A 14,616-nucleotide genomic window follows, 5' to 3' on the forward strand; every position below is an offset into this window, starting at 1 on the left:
GCCCCCGCTCAGTAAGCGCGCCCGATTAGCACGCGTTCAACCGCCGGATTTCCGGTGAACACGCAGGCCCCGTCCGGTGCGGCCTGTTGCATCGGTGCGTTGCGGATGGTGAGCTTAAGCGCCTTGAGGCGCTCGACCACCGCATCCAGCGTGGCTCCGGTCGGCCGGGACCATTGGACTTCGAGCCAGCCCGGATTCTTCGCGCCATCGGCAAAATGGGTTTCAATCGCGGCGAAATCGGCGGCGGCGACGATATTTGCCTCCAGCCGGGCGCGCGCTTCTGCGTGCAGTCCGGCCTGGATTTCCTCCAGCAACCCCGTCGCCTGGCCGACGAAATCGCCCCGCGCCACCACCGCGCTGTCGAGCTTGCCATCTTCGCGGTACAACCGATCGCGCCGGATCACCGAGACGTTGCCGCCCGCGACATCGCGCCCGCCAACCTCGATCACGATCGGCGCGCCCTTCTTCACCCAGCCCCAGCGCTTGGTCGCGGCCTTGCCGAATTTGAGATCGAGCAATGCGCGCACTGGCTCGCGCAGTGCCGATTGATTGGCCAACTCAGCCTGCAACGCCTTGCAATAGTCGACGATCGCGGCGTCCTCGGGCTGATCGCGCAACATCGGCACGATCACGATCTGCCACGGCGCAATGCGCGGCGGCACGCGCAGGCCGTCGTCATCGCCGTGAACCATGATGACACCGCCGATCATCCGCGTCGACACGCCCCAGCTCGTCGTATTGGCAAGGACGAATTCGCCCTGGTCGTTCTGAAAGCGGATGTTCTGCGCGCTCGCGAAATTGGTGCCCAGGAAATGGCTGGTGCCGGCCTGCAGCGCCTTGCCGTCCTGCATCATCGCTTCGATGCTGTAGGTCGCGACGGCACCGGGAAAGCGTTCGTTCTCGGGCTTCTCGCCCGCGACCACCGGCAGCGCGAGGCAATCCTCGGAAAACGAACGATAGACCTCGAGCATCTTGAGCGTTTCCTCGCGTGCTTCCTCGGCCGAAGCGTGCGCGGTATGCCCCTCCTGCCACAGAAACTCGCTGGTGCGCAGGAACATGCGCGTGCGCATTTCCCAGCGGACGACGTTCGCCCATTGGTTGATCAGCACCGGCAAATCGCGCCAGGACTGCACCCACCGGGCAAAGGCGGCCCCAATCACCATCTCCGAGGTCGGGCGGACGACGAGGGGTTCTTCGAGCTTGGCCTCGGGATCGGGGATCAGCCCGCCTTTGCCGTCCGCCTTCAGCCGATGATGCGTGACGACCGCCATTTCCTTGGCGAAGCCTTCGACATGCTCGGCTTCTTTCTCGAAATAGGAGAGCGGGATGAACAGCGGGAAATAGCAATTCTCATGGCCCGTCGCCTTGATCCGGTCATCGAGCAGCCGCTGGATCCGCTCCCAAATGCCGTATCCCCAGGGCCGGATCACCATGCAGCCGCGCACGCCCGATTCCTCGGCAAGATCGGCTTCTGCAATGACGGATTGATACCAGGCCGAGAAATCGGCCTCACGGGTGACGGGGAGTGCGCGTTTGATCATGCCGGTGCGGATAGCGACTGGCAACGCGCGCGTCACCCCCGCGCTTGTATCGCGCGACGCGCGGCGTCATGGACCAATGCATACTCTGGAGACACTCGATCGACGCCCCCGCCCTACCCTCCGTCGAAACGGCACCGCACTATACCCCCGACCGCGTCATGCTGGGGCTCGCCCTGCGCCTGCTCGCCGTCGCTGGCCTGGCGACGATGAGCGCGCTGATCAAACTCGCGGAAAATCGTGGGGCGAACCTCGCCGAGACGATGTTCTTCCGTCAGGCCTTCGCGGCGATGCTGATTTTGGGAATCGTGGTGACCGGTCCCGGCCTTTCGTCGCTCCGGACCCAGCGATTCGGCGCACATGTCCGGCGCACCGCCGTTGGCCTGATCGGCATGGTGACCACTTTCGGCGCGGTGTTGCTGTTGCCGTTGGCAGACGCGACCACCTTGCAGTTTACCGTACCGATCTTCGGCACGCTGCTGGGGGCCCTCATCCTCGGCGAACAGGTCGGCATCCACCGCTGGGCCGCCGTCATTGTCGGCTTTATCGGCGTGTTGATCGTCACCCAACCGGGGACCGGCGCGTTGCCATTAGGCGGCGCGGCGGTCGGCCTTGTCGCGGCGATGTTCGTGGCATTGATCGCGATCCTGCTGCGCCAGATCGGGCGCACCGAAAGCGCGCTGACGACGGTCTTCTGGTTTTCGGCGCTGTCGATCCCGCCGCTCGGCATCGCCTATGCGCTCAACCTTCAGCAGCACGATGCCTTGACCTGGGCAATTCTGGTGGGCGTCGGCCTGATTGGCGGGCTCGCGCAACTGGCGTTGACCGCAGCAGTGCGCCACGCGCCGGTCTCGACCGTGATCCCGATGGATTATTCGAGCCTGTTCTGGGGCACGCTTTATGGCTGGCTGCTGTTCGGCACGTTACCCGGCTGGGGCACTGTCCTCGGCGCGCCGATCATCGTGGCGAGCGGGCTCTACATTGTCTGGCGGGAGCAGGTCCGGCAACGCCCCGTGACCGAAGCCGTAAGCCCCTAACGGCGACAAAACACCAATAGCAGGTTGTTGGCAGGCATTGCGAGGCATTGGTCGAGCGAGAAGGATGTCGCCGCAGCCGTTACTGCCTCAACGGAACGCAACCCCCAGCGCGAGTCGCGCGCACGCAGCGATTCGTCGAACGCGAGGTTGCTCGGTGCAGTCGGGACGCCCGCTTGCAGAAACGGGCCATACAGGATCAACGGTGCATCCGGCGGCAGGAGCTTCGCCGCCCCCGCGAGCAAACCGAGCGTCGCGTCCCACGGGCTGATATGGACCATGTTGACGCAGAGCACCGCGTCGGCACCGGCGACCGGCCAAGTGCCTGCGGCCGCGTCGAGATCGAGCGGTGGAAGGACATTGGCGATCCCCTCGCACCACGCACCGATCGAGCGGCGCGCATCCGGGTCCGGGTCGCTCGGCTGCCAGTCAAGCGCGGGAAATTCCTGGGCGAAATACGCGGCATGCTCGCCCGATCCGCTCGCGATTTCCAGCACCAGACCAGCAGACGGGAGTGTTTCGCGCAGCACGTCGGCAATCGCCATGCGGTTCCGCAGCGTTGCGGGTGCGTGCCGCCGATCTTCACTCCCTGCCTCGCCTGGAATCCAGGGCTCCGCGGCGCTCAAGCGCGCGCGGCCGCGAGCAATCGCGTGGCCCGCAGATACATCTCCAACCGCTGCACCGCGAAGATCCCCAGCGACAGCGCCGCCAGCGTATCGATCAGCACGTCCACGTTGAAGTGCAACGCCGCCCCTTCCGCCTGCGCGATCGATTTGATCGCGATCAGCACCACGATGAAGGCCAGCGCCCAGAGCGAGGCGCGCTGGCGCAGTTCATGGGTTTCGGGGTCGACGTGGATTTGCATCGTCTTGCCGCGCTGCCAACCGAGCGCCGCACCGATCGCCAACGCGGCAGCCGCTATCGCCCAGCCCGCCAGCGTAGGCGGGCTGCGATAGAAGATGACGGCAACGACAGCCGCGTAGATCGCGGGTACAATCCACAACTGCTCGATCTTGAGCGGCCTCAGCCTGGTCAACCGTCGGGCCCGCAGCGCGAACACGACGAGGAAGATCACAATCGGGATCGCATATTGCAAAATCCCCGGCGGCGCAGCGTGGACCGGCATGAATTTCCCCCTTGTTATTCGGCCGCTTGGGCCAGACCCGGGTCCTTCCATACCAGCACTGGCTTGCGTGCCGCCAGTGTTTCATCGAGGCGGCTGCGCGGCGCGAAATGCGGTGCGCTCTTGAGGCTGATATCGCCCGCTTTGGCGCGTTCGGCGACCGAGCGCAAAGCGGCGATGAACTGGTCGAGCGCGGCCTTCGATTCGGTCTCGGTCGGCTCGATCAGCATCGCGCCGTGGACGACGAGCGGGAAGTACATCGTCATCGGGTGGAAGCCCTCGTCGATCAGCCCCTTGGCGATGTCGATCGTCGAGAAGCCGTCGGCCAGGCCATTATCCGAGAACAACGCCTCGTGCATGCACGGCCCCGACCCGGCGAACGGCGCGTCGAGCGTCTTTTCCAGGCTGCGCAGGATGTAATTGGCGTTGAGCACGGCGTCTTCCGACACCTGGCGCAGGCCGTCCGCGCCGTGGCTGAGGATATAGGTCAGCGCGCGGGTGAACATGCCCATCTGGCCGTGGAATGCCGTCATGCGGCCGAAGGTGTGCGGGTGTTCGTCCCCCGCCGTTTCTTCCTCGATCAGCGCGATATGGCCATCTTCATAGCGTGCGGTGAAGGGCAAGGGACCGAACGGCGCGAGCGCTTCCGACAGCACGACCGGGCCGGAGCCGGGACCGCCGCCGCCATGCGGGGTGGAGAAGGTCTTGTGCAGATTGATGTGCATCGCATCGATGCCGAGGTCGCCCGGGCGCACGCGGCCGACGATCGCGTTGAAATTGGCGCCGTCGCAATAGACATAGGCGCCGACCGCATGGACCGCGTCCGAGATCGCCTTCATGTCGCGCTCGAACAGGCCGCAGGTGTTGGGGTTGGTGATCATCACCGCCGCCACGTCCGGCCCGAGCCGGGCCTTGAGCGCTGCGGTATCGACGCGGCCCTCAGCGGTGGCGGGAATGTCCTCGACGGTGAAGCCCGCAAACGCTGCGGTAGCGGGGTTGGTGCCATGCGCGCTCTCGGGCACGAGCACGACCTTGCGGTGGCCCTCGCCGCGCGCTTCCAGCGCCGCCTTGATGCACAGGATGCCGCACAATTCGCCATGCGCGCCCGCCTTGGGGCTCATCGCGACACCGTACATGCCGGTCAGCTTGATCAGCCACACTGCCAGTTCGTTGATGACGCCGAGCGCGCCCTGCACGGTATCGACCGGCTGGAGCGGATGGATGTCGGCGAAACCGGGCAGCCGCGCCATCTTCTCGTTAAGGCGCGGATTGTGCTTCATCGTGCACGATCCGAGCGGGAAGAAGCCGAGGTCGATGCCATAATTCTGGCGGCTGAGGCGCGTGTAGTGGCGCACCGCTTCCGGTTCCGACAGGCCGGGAAGGCCGATCGGCGCGGTGCGGGCGAGCGCGCCCAAGCCGTCAACCGTGCCACCCGAAGATGCGAAATCGACGCCGGTCGTCTCCGAATCGCCGATCTCGAAGATCAGCGCTTCTTCGAGCATAAGGCCCTTGTTTCCGGTGACGGTCGGTGAGGCTTTGCCACCGGCGACGGGCGCTTCGGGGCGCCATCCGCTTGCATTGATGCTCATGCCAGAATCTCCTCAAGCGCGGCGGCCAGCGTTTCTACATCTTCTGCCGAGGTCGTCTCGGTCACTGCGACGACCAGCCCGTTGGCGAGGCTCGCCTCACCCGGATAGAGCCGCCCGAGCGATACGCCCGCCAGGATACCGCGTTCGGCCAGGGCGCGCACAACCGGCCGCGCTTCTTGCGGCAGCTTCAGCGTGAATTCGTTGAAGAAGGTGGTCGTTACCAATTCGACCCCTGGCACCTGCGCCAGCCGTGCCGCCGCCGAAGCCGCGCCGTGATGGTTGATCTGGGCCAGCGTGCGCAGGCCCTTTTCGCCCAGCAGCGTCATATGAATCGAGAAAGCCAGCGCACACAGGCCGCTATTGGTGCAGATGTTCGACGTCGCCTTTTCGCGGCGGATATGCTGCTCGCGCGTCGACAGCGTCAGCACGAAACCGCGGCGGCCATCGGCATCCAGCGTCTCACCGCAGAGGCGGCCCGGCATCTGGCGGACGTATTTTTCCTTGCAGCCGAACAGGCCGACATAGGGGCCGCCGAACTGCAGGCCGACGCCGAGCGACTGGCCTTCGCCGACGACGATGTCTGCGTCCATCTCACCGGGCGACTTGATCGCACCCAGCGCAACCGGCTCGGTCACCACCGCAATCAGCAGCGCCTTATTGGCGTGGCAGGCGTCCGCAAGCGGCGTGAGGTCGGCGATGCGGCCGAGAATGTCGGGATATTGCACGACGACGCACGACGTATCCTTGTCGATCGCCGCGATCAGCGTTTCCAGATCGGTGTCTGCGCTCAGGGTCGGCGTCGCGGTTTCGAGCACGTCGCCGGTGAACTTCGCCATCGTCTTGGCGACCGAGACATAATGCGGGTGCAGGCCAGAGGACAGGATCGCCTTGCCGCGCTTGGTGATGCGGCGCGCCATGCCGATTGCTTCCCAGCAGGCGGTCGAGCCGTCATACATCGAGGCGTTGGCGACATCGGTGCCGAGCAGCCGCGCGACTTGCGTCTGGAACTCGAACAGCATCTGCAGCGTGCCCTGCGCGATTTCGGGCTGATACGGGGTATAGGCCGTCAGGAACTCGCCGCGCTGGATCAAATGATCGACCGAGGCGGGCACATGGTGGCGATAGGCACCGCAGCCAAGGAAAAAGGGCGCTTCCCCCGCCGTCAGATTCTTGCGGGCCAGCGCGCTCATATGGCGCTCGACCGCCATTTCGCTGGCGTGCATCGGCAGATCGTGGATCGGGCCGTCGAGCCGGGCGGCTTCGGGCACGTCGACGAACAGATCGTCGATCGAAGCGGCACCGATCACGCCGAGCATCGCCTCGCGATCGAACTGGGTCAGGGGTAGGTAACGCATTTCAAAATCTCCCCCCTCCCGCGTGCGGGAGGGGTTGGGGGAGGGAATGACAAAGCTTGGCGGTGAGCAAAACGCCCTCCCCCAGCCCCTCCCGCACAGCGGGAGGGGAGAAGGAGATCAGAGCTTCGAGACGAACGCCTGATAGGCGACTTCATCCATCAGCTCGTTCAGCTCATCGGCGTCGCTCAGCGTCAGCTTGAAGAACCAGCCATCGCCTTCGGGATCCTCATTGACGAGGCCGGGCGTGTCGGCGAGCGCGGCGTTGCCGTCGATCACCGTGCCGGACACCGGCGAATAGACGTCCGACGCAGCCTTGACCGATTCGACGACCGCGGCTTCGTCGCCCTTGGCCAGTTCCTTGCCCTCTTCGGGCACGTCGACGAACACGATGTCGCCGAGCTGGCTCTGCGCATATTCGGTAATGCCAACGATGCCGATGTCGCCATCGACATCAACCCATTCATGATCTTCGGTAAAATAACGGCTCATCACTTGCCTCCTGTGCGGACGTAGCGGTGGGGAATAAACGGCATCGCGGTTACGGTCGCCTGATGGACCTTGCCGCGCTGCGCGAGTTGAATGGTCGTACCGGAAATCGCAAGCGCGGTCGGCACATAAGCCATTGCGATCGGCGCACCGACGCTCGGCGCGAATCCGCCCGAGGTGACGCGTCCGACCTCGGAACCTTGCGCATCAAGCACCGCCGCGCCTTCGCGCACCGGCTGGCGGCCGCCAACCATCAGCCCGACGCGCTTGACGATCGCGCCGTTTTCACGCTCGGCCAGGATGCGTGCTGCGCCCATGAAGTCGCCCGCCTCGCGGCGGCGCTTCGATAGCGCAAAGCCGAGATCCGCCTGGATTGGCGTCGTTTCGGGGTCGAGATCATGGCCGTAAAGCGGCAAGCCGGCCTCAAGCCGTAGCGAATCGCGCGCGCCAAGGCCGATCGGCTTTACCTCAGGCTCGGCGGTCAGCGCATCAGCCAGTGCCTCGACATTCTCGGCAGGCACCGAAATCTCGAAGCCATCCTCGCCGGTATAGCCCGAACGGCTGATCCACAGAGGAACGCCATTCCACTCGAACGCCCCCGCCGTCATGAACACCAGCGCTTCGACACCCGGCACCAGCCGCGCCAGTGCATCGACCGCCTTGGGCCCCTGCAACGCTAGCAGTGCCTGATCTTCCATGTGGTTGAGTGCGATGTCGTCGGGCAGATATTCGAGCAGATGCGCGATATCGTCGATCTTGGTCGCGCCGTTGACGACCATGTAAAAGCCCTGAATGTCGAACGGATTGGCGTCGGGCAGGCGCGTGACCATCAAATCGTCGAGGATGCCGCCATCTTCGGCCAGCAGCAGCGAATAGCGCTGCTTGCCCTCGCCGAGGCCAGCAATGTCGGCGGGCAGCACGGCTTCGAGGGCGGCGACCAAATCGGCCCCTTCATCGGAGCGGAACAGCAATTGCCCCATATGGCTGACATCGAACAGGCCAGCCGATTCGCGCACCCACAGATGCTCGGCCATGATGCCTTCATATTGCACCGGCATCTCGTAACCGGCGAAGGGCACCATCCGCCCGCCACGGGCGCGATGCCAGGCGTCGAGCGGCAAGGTCTCGATCGCGATTTCGTCGGGAATTTCAGCGTCGCTCATAAAGGCCTTCCGTGCGAGGTCTACGGCGCAGCATGACGCCGTAGCGTCCATGATCCGCCGCCCCCTCTGTCACGGATACCTGAGAGCTTTGACTTGCGGCAGATGCCGCAAGCTTACCCCTTCGGTGGCACACCGCCCAAGGCGGGTGCGCTTTCCAGAGTGTCGACTAGCCCGCGCGGTCCGGTTGCCTGAGAGATTCCGGGGCGGTTGCTCCTTCGGCGGTCCAGAATGCCGCAAACGGCATCCGGGACGCTCTCCCGCGCGTGCCTATCCCGGTTGCCCGCGATCGACGCCTTCGGTTTGACGCGGCGCAGCAAGCGAGTCAACGACCCTTTGCCACAACCGCGTCAACAATCAGCGTGTGGCGTTATATTTCAGCTGGTCGCTGGTGAGCTGGAAGCCAACCAATGCCTCGAAGGTAGCGCGCAGCACCGCCTGGCGAACTTCCGGACGCGTCAACGGATCGACCGCGGCATCCTCGCCGCCCGCCTTGCGCTTTTCGAGCAGCTTTTTGCGGACATCGTCAGGCAGCGTAGCGGCGGCGCGCGACACGGTCGCGGTGCCGGTTCCCTGCACCGACGCGCGCGGCTGGCCCGCCTCGAAATGCAGCGTGACATGTCCAAGGCGCTTGGCAACGACGGCGCTGCCGCCCTGCACGACGGTGACGAAATAGGGCAAGGTCACGTCGCGGGCACCATCGGTCCGCAGCCGCCGCCCTTCGACCGAGAAGGTCAATGTAGTGAGAATGTCGTCGCCCGCATCGGTGCAGGTCGAGCGAACGTTGGTCAACACCGCCGTAAGGTCGAGCGCGGTGGCATCATGGCTGGTCGCGGGATCGAACAGCGTAATGTCGCCGGTGCCGGCCGGGACCGCCACGCTTGGGCACGCCGTGCGGACCGCGGTGATGCCGCCTGTCTCGTCCAGCTCGCCCGTGTGCCGACATCCGCCGAGCAAAACCGCCGCGAACACGGGAAGTGAGAGGGCGGCGATGGCTGATTTCCGGAATGTCACGGGGTCACGCACCTTATCATGCAAAAGGGATCGCCTGCTTTAGGATTTATCGCGCAGGCGCGAGCGCACCATAGGAACCGGCTATCGCCCGCGCAAGCAATCGCGTAGGCTTGCTGCGAGATGTTCACCGCTTCAAAGCCAAAACTCGAGCTCATCATCGCCGCGCCGCGCGGCTTCTGCGCCGGGGTCGACCGTGCCATTCAGATCGTGGAACTGGCGATCGCCAAATATGGCGCACCCGTCTATGTTCGGCACGAAATCGTCCACAATCGCTTCGTCGTCGACATGCTGCGCGACAAAGGCGCGGTGTTTGTTGAGGAATTGGATGAGGTGCCCGACGGCGTTCCCGTCGTCTTCTCCGCGCATGGCGTCCCCAAGGCCGTGCCGAACAAAGCGGCCGAACGCGGCCTCGCCTTTTTCGACGCGACCTGCCCGCTGGTGTCCAAGGTTCACCGCCAGGCTGAGCGCATGGTCCAGCTCGGGCGGCACATCGTGTTCATCGGCCATGCCGGACATCCCGAAGTGATCGGAACGTTCGGCCAGGTGCCCGAAGGCGCGATGTCGCTGGTCGAAACCGTGGCGGATGCCGAAGGCTATACGCCCGCTGACCCCGACAACCTCGCCTTCCTGACCCAGACGACCTTGTCGATGGATGACACCGCCGATGTGGTCGCCACGCTGCAACGGCGTTTCCCCTCGATTCAGGGGCCGCGCGGCGAGGACATTTGCTACGCCACCGCCAACCGCCAGGGCGCAGTCAAGGCGATTGCCCATGCGTGCGATGCGATGTTGGTGATTGGCGCGCCGAACTCTTCAAACTCGGTGCGTCTGGTCGAAGTCGCCGAGCGCGAAGGTACCCCTGCTCGCCTGATTCAGCGTGCGGCGGACCTCGACTGGAGCTTCGTCGACGGCATTAGTAGACTGGGCATTACGGCCGGAGCATCCGCACCGGAGGTGCTGGTGCGCGAACTGGTCGATCGGCTGGCTGAACGGTTTACGGTAACCGAGCGCGAAGTGGAAACGAAGCGCGAGACGGTCTCGTTCAAGCTGCCCCGCGGGCTTGAAGCAACGGCCTGAGCGATGGCCGTGTATACGCCTGTATCGGCCGAGGTCCTGGCCGGTTTCCTCGCGCGCTACGACGTCGGCGAGTTGGTGTCCGCCAAGGGAATCGCCGAGGGGGTCGAGAACACCAACTACCTGGTCGATACGACCGCCGGCCGCTTCATCCTGACGCTGTATGAAAAGCGCGTCGAGGGCGGCGACCTGCCTTATTTCATGGCGCTGCTCGATCATCTCGCAGCGCGCGGCAACCCGGTGCCCCCGGCGATCAAGGACCGCGACGGCACCGCGATTCAGACGCTGGAGGGTCGTCCCGCCTGCCTCATCAAGTTTCTGTCCGGCGTGTCGGTATCGCATCCGACCGCAGCACAGGCGCGCGCTGCGGGTGTGGCGATGGCGGATATGCACGCCGCCTTGGCCGATTTTCCCGAGACACGCGCCAATTCGATGGGGGTCGAGACCTGGGCCCCCTTGTTCGAGCGCTGCGGGCGCAGTCTCGATACCATCGCGCCCGGCCTGTATGACGATCTCGGCTTTGCGATCGATCGGGTCGTCGATGCATGGCCGCAGGCGACGCTCGACACGGTGACGATCCATGCCGACCTCTTCCCCGACAATGTGCTGATGCGCGGTGACGCCGTATCCGGGCTGATCGATTTCTATTTCGCCTGTACCGACCTGCGTGTGTACGATCTGGCGATCATGCACAGCGCCTGGGCGTTCGATGCCAGCGGCGCGCAGTATGACTCCGCCATCGGCGATGCGCTGATCGCTGGCTACGCGCAGCGCTTTCCGTTGTCATCGGTCGAGCGAGCGGCGTTCCCGACGCTGGCCAGCGGGGCCTGCATCCGCTTCGCACTGTCGCGCGCGTGGGATTGGCTCAACACCCCCGCCGATGCGCTGGTCACGCGCAAAGACCCGCTCGCTTATGTCCGGCGACTCTCGCATTATGCGCCGGAGCTGGTTAAGCGGACGCGATGACCGCGACCGTAAAAGAGCTTACCAAAGTCGAAATCGCCACCGATGGTGCCTGCAAGGGCAATCCCGGCCCGGGTGGCTGGGGCGCGCTGATTCGCGCAGGCGGCACCGAGAAAGAGCTGTCGGGCGGTGAAGCGCTGACCACCAACAATCGCATGGAATTGATGGCGGCGATCGAGGGGCTGAACGCGCTGAAACGCCCCTGCCATGTCATGCTCTCGACCGACAGTCGCTATGTGATGGACGGGCTGACCAAGTGGATCAAAGGCTGGCAAAAGAACGGCTGGAAGACCGCCGCGCGCCAGCCGGTGAAGAATGCCGATCTCTGGCAGGCGTTGCTCGACGCGGCGAAACCGCATCGCGTCGAATGGACCTGGGTCAAAGGCCATGCCGGCCACCCCGACAACGAACGCGCAGACCGGCTGGCGAGCGATGCCGCGATGGCCGCTGGCAGGCGCGCTTAAGCCTCTTCGACAGGCGCGCCCGGACCGTTCTTCAGCACCGATTCAATCGCATTCTTGGCCCCGGCCTTGCTCGAATAGCCCTCGGTCCACCAGATCAGTTCGCTGTTGTATTTGAACTTGGCGACATATTCGCCCGCCTTGTTCTGCTCGATCACGAACTTGTGTGCCATCGAAACCTCCCCAGTTTGTCGGTGCGGCAACGATAGCGACGGCGATATCGTTACGCCAGCACCGCGAAGCGGCCCGGCGCATAACGGGTCGGGTCGATCGCGGCAACGCTCGGATCGGGCGCGCGACCCAGCAGAAGCGACGCGGCCAACGCCGCCGCAGCCGGCGCGGTCTGAATGCCGAAACCGCCCTGCCCGGCGCACCAGAAGAAGCCCGAAGCATCGGGGGCAAAGCCATAAACCGGCAAGCGATCCGGCGCGAAGGTGCGCAGGCCCGCCCAACGCCGTTCAACGCGCGTTATCTGCCAATCGACGACGTGTTCGAACCGGTCGATCGCGATCGCAACGTCGATTTCCTCGGGCTGGACATCGCCGGGCGTCGCCGGAGTCTCATCGTGCGGGCTGAGCCACAGCCGCCCCCCGGCCTCGGGCTTGAAATAGAATTGGCCCGAAATATCCGCGATATGCGGCAGCGAATCGGGGGCCGCCGGACTGGTCGCCAGTTGCACAACGGTGCGACGATAGGCGGCGATACCGATCGGCGCGACCCCGGCCATTTCCGCCACCGCATCGGCCCAGGCACCCGCCGCGTTGACGAGGATCGTGGCCGACACCGGCCCTGCGCCCGTCTCCATTTGCCAGCGACCGTCCGCACGGACCGCGCGTTGCAGCGGCGCGGACAGCAACAGCTTCACGCCGCCTTGCCGAGCCTGTGCCAGATAATGCGCGTGGAGCGCCGCGACATCGATATAGGTGCTGCTCGCCTCCAGCACGCCCAGCGTCCAATCGGCGCGCAAACCCGGAATATACGCGCGCGGATCGACCCGCTGCAGTGCCACACTGCTGCCCGCAAACTCTGCCAGAAAGCTGTCGATTTTGTCCGCATCGGCGGCGCGCCCGATATGGAGTGAGCCAAGATCGGCCAGAAACCCACCGCCCCGCAACGCAGCGCCCGAAGCGGTGGTCAGCGGCTGCACGCCAGGGCCGCCATAGGTTTCCGACCAGAAAGCCGCCGACCGCCCGGTCGCATGGTAACCGGGCAAATCCTCCGCCTCGAGCATCACCACCGAAGCATAAGGCGCAATCGCGGCGGCAAGGCTTGCGCCCGCAATCCCGGCCCCGACAATCGCCACGTCATAGTGCGTCACGGCTCTACCTCTGCGCCCGCGACGACAGGAAGATGTCGATCTCGCCAATCGCGCGATTGCGCACCGGATCTGCCTCGCGCAGGATCTCGTGCGCGGATTCCTTGCCGAAGCGCACCACCCGCGCATCCGGCACCTTTGCCGCGATCTTCAGCGCGGCCTTGGGGTCGACCAATTTATCGTCATCGGCAACGACGAACAGCAACGGCACGTCGAGCGTTTTCAAACGCGGATCGACGCTCAACCGCCGCGTCGACGCAAACGCCTCGATCACCCAGCGCCAGCTCGGCGGCCCCAGCAGCAATTCGGGCTTGCTCGATTGCCAGAAGATCTCGTCTTCATAGCGATCCGTATCCTTGGTGAGCAGTGCCTGGCGCGTTTCGGTGGTGGCGGGCCGCTCATTCCCGCGCCACGCTGGCCGTGCTGCATTGCCGACGCCGCCTAGCACCCGCGCGAGCCGTTCGCCGAGCGTCGCGCCAAGCGGACTGTGCAACCCCAGCATCGGCGCGATCAGGACAGCGGCATCGGGTCGCGCCGCGCCTTCGACCAGCGCCCGCAGCAACAGATGGCCGCCCATCGAATGGCCAAGCGCAACATGCGGTCCGCCGTCGCGCCCGGCATCTTCCGCAACCCAATCCGCCCAAAAGGCGCGAAAATCGTCGATATACTGCTGAAAATCGTCGACATGGCCAACATGCGGATCGGGCGACAGCCGCCCCGACCCGCCCTGCCCGCGCCAGTCGAACGACGTGATCGACCAGCCGAGCGCATGCCAGTGCGCAAACGCCTCGAGATACTTCTCGAAGATATCGCCGCGGCCGCCCTGAAACAGCATCCGACCGCGCGGTCGTCCTTCGACGCCCCAGTCGAAGCGCCGCAGCGCCCAGCCATCGGGAGCGGACCATTGTGTGATCCGCGCAGCCGCAGGAATCGCGCGACGATAAAGCTGAGGGGAAACCATGGACGATGGTTACGGTTTTGAAAGGCCCGCCGTCTACACCTTTCCTCATGGGTGGGATCAATCTGTCGACGATGTTGCTGCTGGTGCTGGCGGCGCTCCTGGTTTCGGCCGGGATCCAGGATGCACGCACGCGCGAGATCGCCAATTGGAAAAACGCCGCGATCGCGCTGCTCGCGCCCTTATGGTGGTGGGCGAATGCCCTGGGCTGGATGGCGATTGCGGAGCAGGTTGGCATTGCGCTGCTGGTGTTCGCGGTTTTCGTCGCCGCATTTCATTTCGGCTGGATGGGCGGCGGCGACGTCAAGATGATCGGCGCGCTGGCGCTGTGGCTGCTCGATCCCGTCGCTTTGACCTGGATGTTGATCGTCATGTCGCTGGTCGGCGGTGCGCTCACCGTGGTGCTGCTGATGGAACGCGCGTTGCGCCATCGCACGACGCAAATCGAGGTCCCCTACGGCGTGGCGATCGCAATCGCCGCGCTGATCGTACTGCGTGAACCGCTTTTTAACCACTTTGGTGTGAATGCTTAACGCGGGCTCAACT

16 protein-coding genes and 2 riboswitches are annotated in these 14,616 nt (G+C 64.9%); of the genes, 5 read left to right on the plus strand and 11 right to left on the minus strand.

Annotation, left to right across the window (positions count from 1 at the left end; genetic code table 11):
• Nucleotides 1–8 precede the first annotated feature (8 nt).
• Nucleotides 9–1,541 carry an aminoacyl--tRNA ligase-related protein gene (locus ACP7BL_RS05500; RefSeq protein WP_426257940.1) on the minus strand — a complete coding sequence of 511 codons (1,533 nt, stop codon included), beginning with the start codon at nt 1,539–1,541 and terminating at the stop codon, nt 9–11.
• 68 nt (nt 1,542–1,609) lie between these two features.
• Between ACP7BL_RS05500 and ACP7BL_RS05505 the strand changes: the two genes are divergently transcribed.
• Complete coding sequence (locus ACP7BL_RS05505) at nt 1,610–2,575, plus strand: DMT family transporter (protein WP_426257811.1); 966 nt, start codon at nt 1,610–1,612, stop codon at nt 2,573–2,575.
• On the opposite strand, the gene ACP7BL_RS05510 is transcribed toward ACP7BL_RS05505, so the two are convergent.
• The 7 genes from ACP7BL_RS05510 to ACP7BL_RS05540 all read right to left on the minus strand — a co-directional run bounded on the left by ACP7BL_RS05510 (nt 2,572) and on the right by ACP7BL_RS05540 (nt 9,299).
• Nucleotides 2,572–3,177: a DUF938 domain-containing protein gene (locus ACP7BL_RS05510; protein WP_426257941.1), complete on the minus strand. Its 606-nt coding sequence runs from the start codon at nt 3,175–3,177 to the stop codon at nt 2,572–2,574. The genes ACP7BL_RS05505 and ACP7BL_RS05510 overlap by 4 nt on opposite strands.
• 17 nt (nt 3,178–3,194) lie before the next feature.
• Nucleotides 3,195–3,698, minus strand: coding sequence for a DUF1453 domain-containing protein (locus ACP7BL_RS05515; protein ID WP_426257812.1), 504 nt, complete (start codon nt 3,696–3,698; stop codon nt 3,195–3,197).
• Between the two features lie 14 nt (nt 3,699–3,712).
• Nucleotides 3,713–5,284, minus strand: coding sequence for an aminomethyl-transferring glycine dehydrogenase subunit GcvPB (gene gcvPB / locus ACP7BL_RS05520; protein ID WP_426257813.1), 1,572 nt, complete (start codon nt 5,282–5,284; stop codon nt 3,713–3,715).
• Entirely contained in the window at nt 5,281–6,639 is a 1,359-nt protein-coding gene (gene gcvPA / locus ACP7BL_RS05525; RefSeq protein ID WP_426257814.1) for an aminomethyl-transferring glycine dehydrogenase subunit GcvPA, read from the minus strand. Before gcvPA ends, gcvPB begins: the two co-directional genes overlap by 4 nt.
• Nucleotides 6,640–6,756: 117 nt before the next feature.
• Nucleotides 6,757–7,128, minus strand: a complete 372-nt coding sequence (gene gcvH, locus ACP7BL_RS05530; RefSeq protein WP_339472536.1) for a glycine cleavage system protein GcvH — start codon at nt 7,126–7,128, stop codon at nt 6,757–6,759.
• Nucleotides 7,128–8,288, minus strand: a complete 1,161-nt coding sequence (gene gcvT, locus ACP7BL_RS05535; RefSeq protein WP_426257815.1) for a glycine cleavage system aminomethyltransferase GcvT — start codon at nt 8,286–8,288, stop codon at nt 7,128–7,130. The genes gcvH and gcvT overlap by 1 nt, the downstream gene beginning before the upstream one ends.
• Before the next feature lie 56 nt (nt 8,289–8,344).
• A riboswitch (glycine riboswitch) is annotated at nt 8,345–8,454 on the minus strand.
• A riboswitch (glycine riboswitch) is annotated at nt 8,455–8,558 on the minus strand. It lies immediately after the preceding riboswitch.
• 84 nt (nt 8,559–8,642) lie between these two features.
• The gene (locus ACP7BL_RS05540) at nt 8,643–9,299 is read right to left on the minus strand and encodes a hypothetical protein (RefSeq protein ID WP_081988715.1); all 657 of its coding nucleotides are present in this window, start codon (nt 9,297–9,299) and stop codon (nt 8,643–8,645) included.
• A 120-nt stretch (nt 9,300–9,419) separates the two neighbouring features.
• On the opposite strand from ACP7BL_RS05540, the gene ispH reads away from it, so the two are divergent.
• From ispH to rnhA, 3 genes are read left to right on the plus strand one after another with little or no spacing between them, the layout of a single operon-like run.
• A complete protein-coding gene (gene ispH / locus ACP7BL_RS05545) occupies nt 9,420–10,376 on the plus strand; it encodes a 4-hydroxy-3-methylbut-2-enyl diphosphate reductase (protein ID WP_033964957.1) in 957 nt (318 codons plus the stop codon).
• A gap of 3 nt (nt 10,377–10,379) precedes the next feature.
• Entirely contained in the window at nt 10,380–11,339 is a 960-nt protein-coding gene (gene thrB, locus ACP7BL_RS05550) for a homoserine kinase (protein WP_426257816.1), read from the plus strand.
• On the plus strand, nt 11,336–11,800 hold the full coding sequence (rnhA, locus tag ACP7BL_RS05555) for a ribonuclease HI (protein ID WP_341203099.1): 465 nt from the start codon (nt 11,336–11,338) through the stop codon (nt 11,798–11,800). The genes thrB and rnhA overlap by 4 nt, the downstream gene beginning before the upstream one ends.
• On the opposite strand, the gene ACP7BL_RS05560 is transcribed toward rnhA, so the two are convergent.
• From ACP7BL_RS05560 to ACP7BL_RS05570, 3 genes are read right to left on the minus strand one after another with little or no spacing between them, the layout of a single operon-like run.
• On the minus strand, nt 11,797–11,970 hold the full coding sequence (locus ACP7BL_RS05560; protein WP_010403777.1) for a YegP family protein: 174 nt from the start codon (nt 11,968–11,970) through the stop codon (nt 11,797–11,799). The genes rnhA and ACP7BL_RS05560 overlap by 4 nt on opposite strands.
• 50 nt (nt 11,971–12,020) lie before the next feature.
• Nucleotides 12,021–13,115, minus strand: a complete 1,095-nt coding sequence (locus ACP7BL_RS05565) for an NAD(P)/FAD-dependent oxidoreductase (protein WP_426257817.1) — start codon at nt 13,113–13,115, stop codon at nt 12,021–12,023.
• A gap of 4 nt (nt 13,116–13,119) precedes the next feature.
• Nucleotides 13,120–14,073, minus strand: coding sequence for an alpha/beta fold hydrolase (locus ACP7BL_RS05570; RefSeq protein WP_033964962.1), 954 nt, complete (start codon nt 14,071–14,073; stop codon nt 13,120–13,122).
• A gap of 47 nt (nt 14,074–14,120) precedes the next feature.
• On the opposite strand from ACP7BL_RS05570, the gene ACP7BL_RS05575 reads away from it, so the two are divergent.
• Entirely contained in the window at nt 14,121–14,603 is a 483-nt protein-coding gene (locus ACP7BL_RS05575; RefSeq protein WP_426257818.1) for an A24 family peptidase, read from the plus strand.
• Nucleotides 14,604–14,616: the final 13 nt, after the last annotated feature.

The sequence above is a fragment of the Sphingomonas sp. DC1600-2 genome, assembly GCF_049897605.1.
In the GTDB taxonomy this organism is placed as follows: domain Bacteria; phylum Pseudomonadota; class Alphaproteobacteria; order Sphingomonadales; family Sphingomonadaceae; genus Sphingomonas.

Coding starts and splice junctions, on each gene's coding strand:
- ACP7BL_RS05515 (WP_426257812.1), bottom strand. CDS start 3,698: ATGCCGGTCCACGCTGCGCCGCCGGGGATTTTGCAATATGCGATCCCG.
- thrB (WP_426257816.1), top strand. CDS start 10,380: ATGGCCGTGTATACGCCTGTATCGGCCGAGGTCCTGGCCGGTTTCCTC.
- gcvPA (WP_426257814.1), bottom strand. CDS start 6,639: ATGCGTTACCTACCCCTGACCCAGTTCGATCGCGAGGCGATGCTCGGC.
- gcvH (WP_339472536.1), bottom strand. CDS start 7,128: ATGAGCCGTTATTTTACCGAAGATCATGAATGGGTTGATGTCGATGGC.
- ACP7BL_RS05500 (WP_426257940.1), bottom strand. CDS start 1,541: ATGATCAAACGCGCACTCCCCGTCACCCGTGAGGCCGATTTCTCGGCC.
- ispH (WP_033964957.1), top strand. CDS start 9,420: ATGTTCACCGCTTCAAAGCCAAAACTCGAGCTCATCATCGCCGCGCCG.
- gcvT (WP_426257815.1), bottom strand. CDS start 8,288: ATGAGCGACGCTGAAATTCCCGACGAAATCGCGATCGAGACCTTGCCG.
- ACP7BL_RS05575 (WP_426257818.1), top strand. CDS start 14,121: ATGGGTGGGATCAATCTGTCGACGATGTTGCTGCTGGTGCTGGCGGCG.
- ACP7BL_RS05560 (WP_010403777.1), bottom strand. CDS start 11,970: ATGGCACACAAGTTCGTGATCGAGCAGAACAAGGCGGGCGAATATGTC.
- rnhA (WP_341203099.1), top strand. CDS start 11,336: ATGACCGCGACCGTAAAAGAGCTTACCAAAGTCGAAATCGCCACCGAT.
- ACP7BL_RS05570 (WP_033964962.1), bottom strand. CDS start 14,073: ATGGTTTCCCCTCAGCTTTATCGTCGCGCGATTCCTGCGGCTGCGCGG.
- gcvPB (WP_426257813.1), bottom strand. CDS start 5,284: ATGAGCATCAATGCAAGCGGATGGCGCCCCGAAGCGCCCGTCGCCGGT.
- ACP7BL_RS05505 (WP_426257811.1), top strand. CDS start 1,610: ATGGACCAATGCATACTCTGGAGACACTCGATCGACGCCCCCGCCCTA.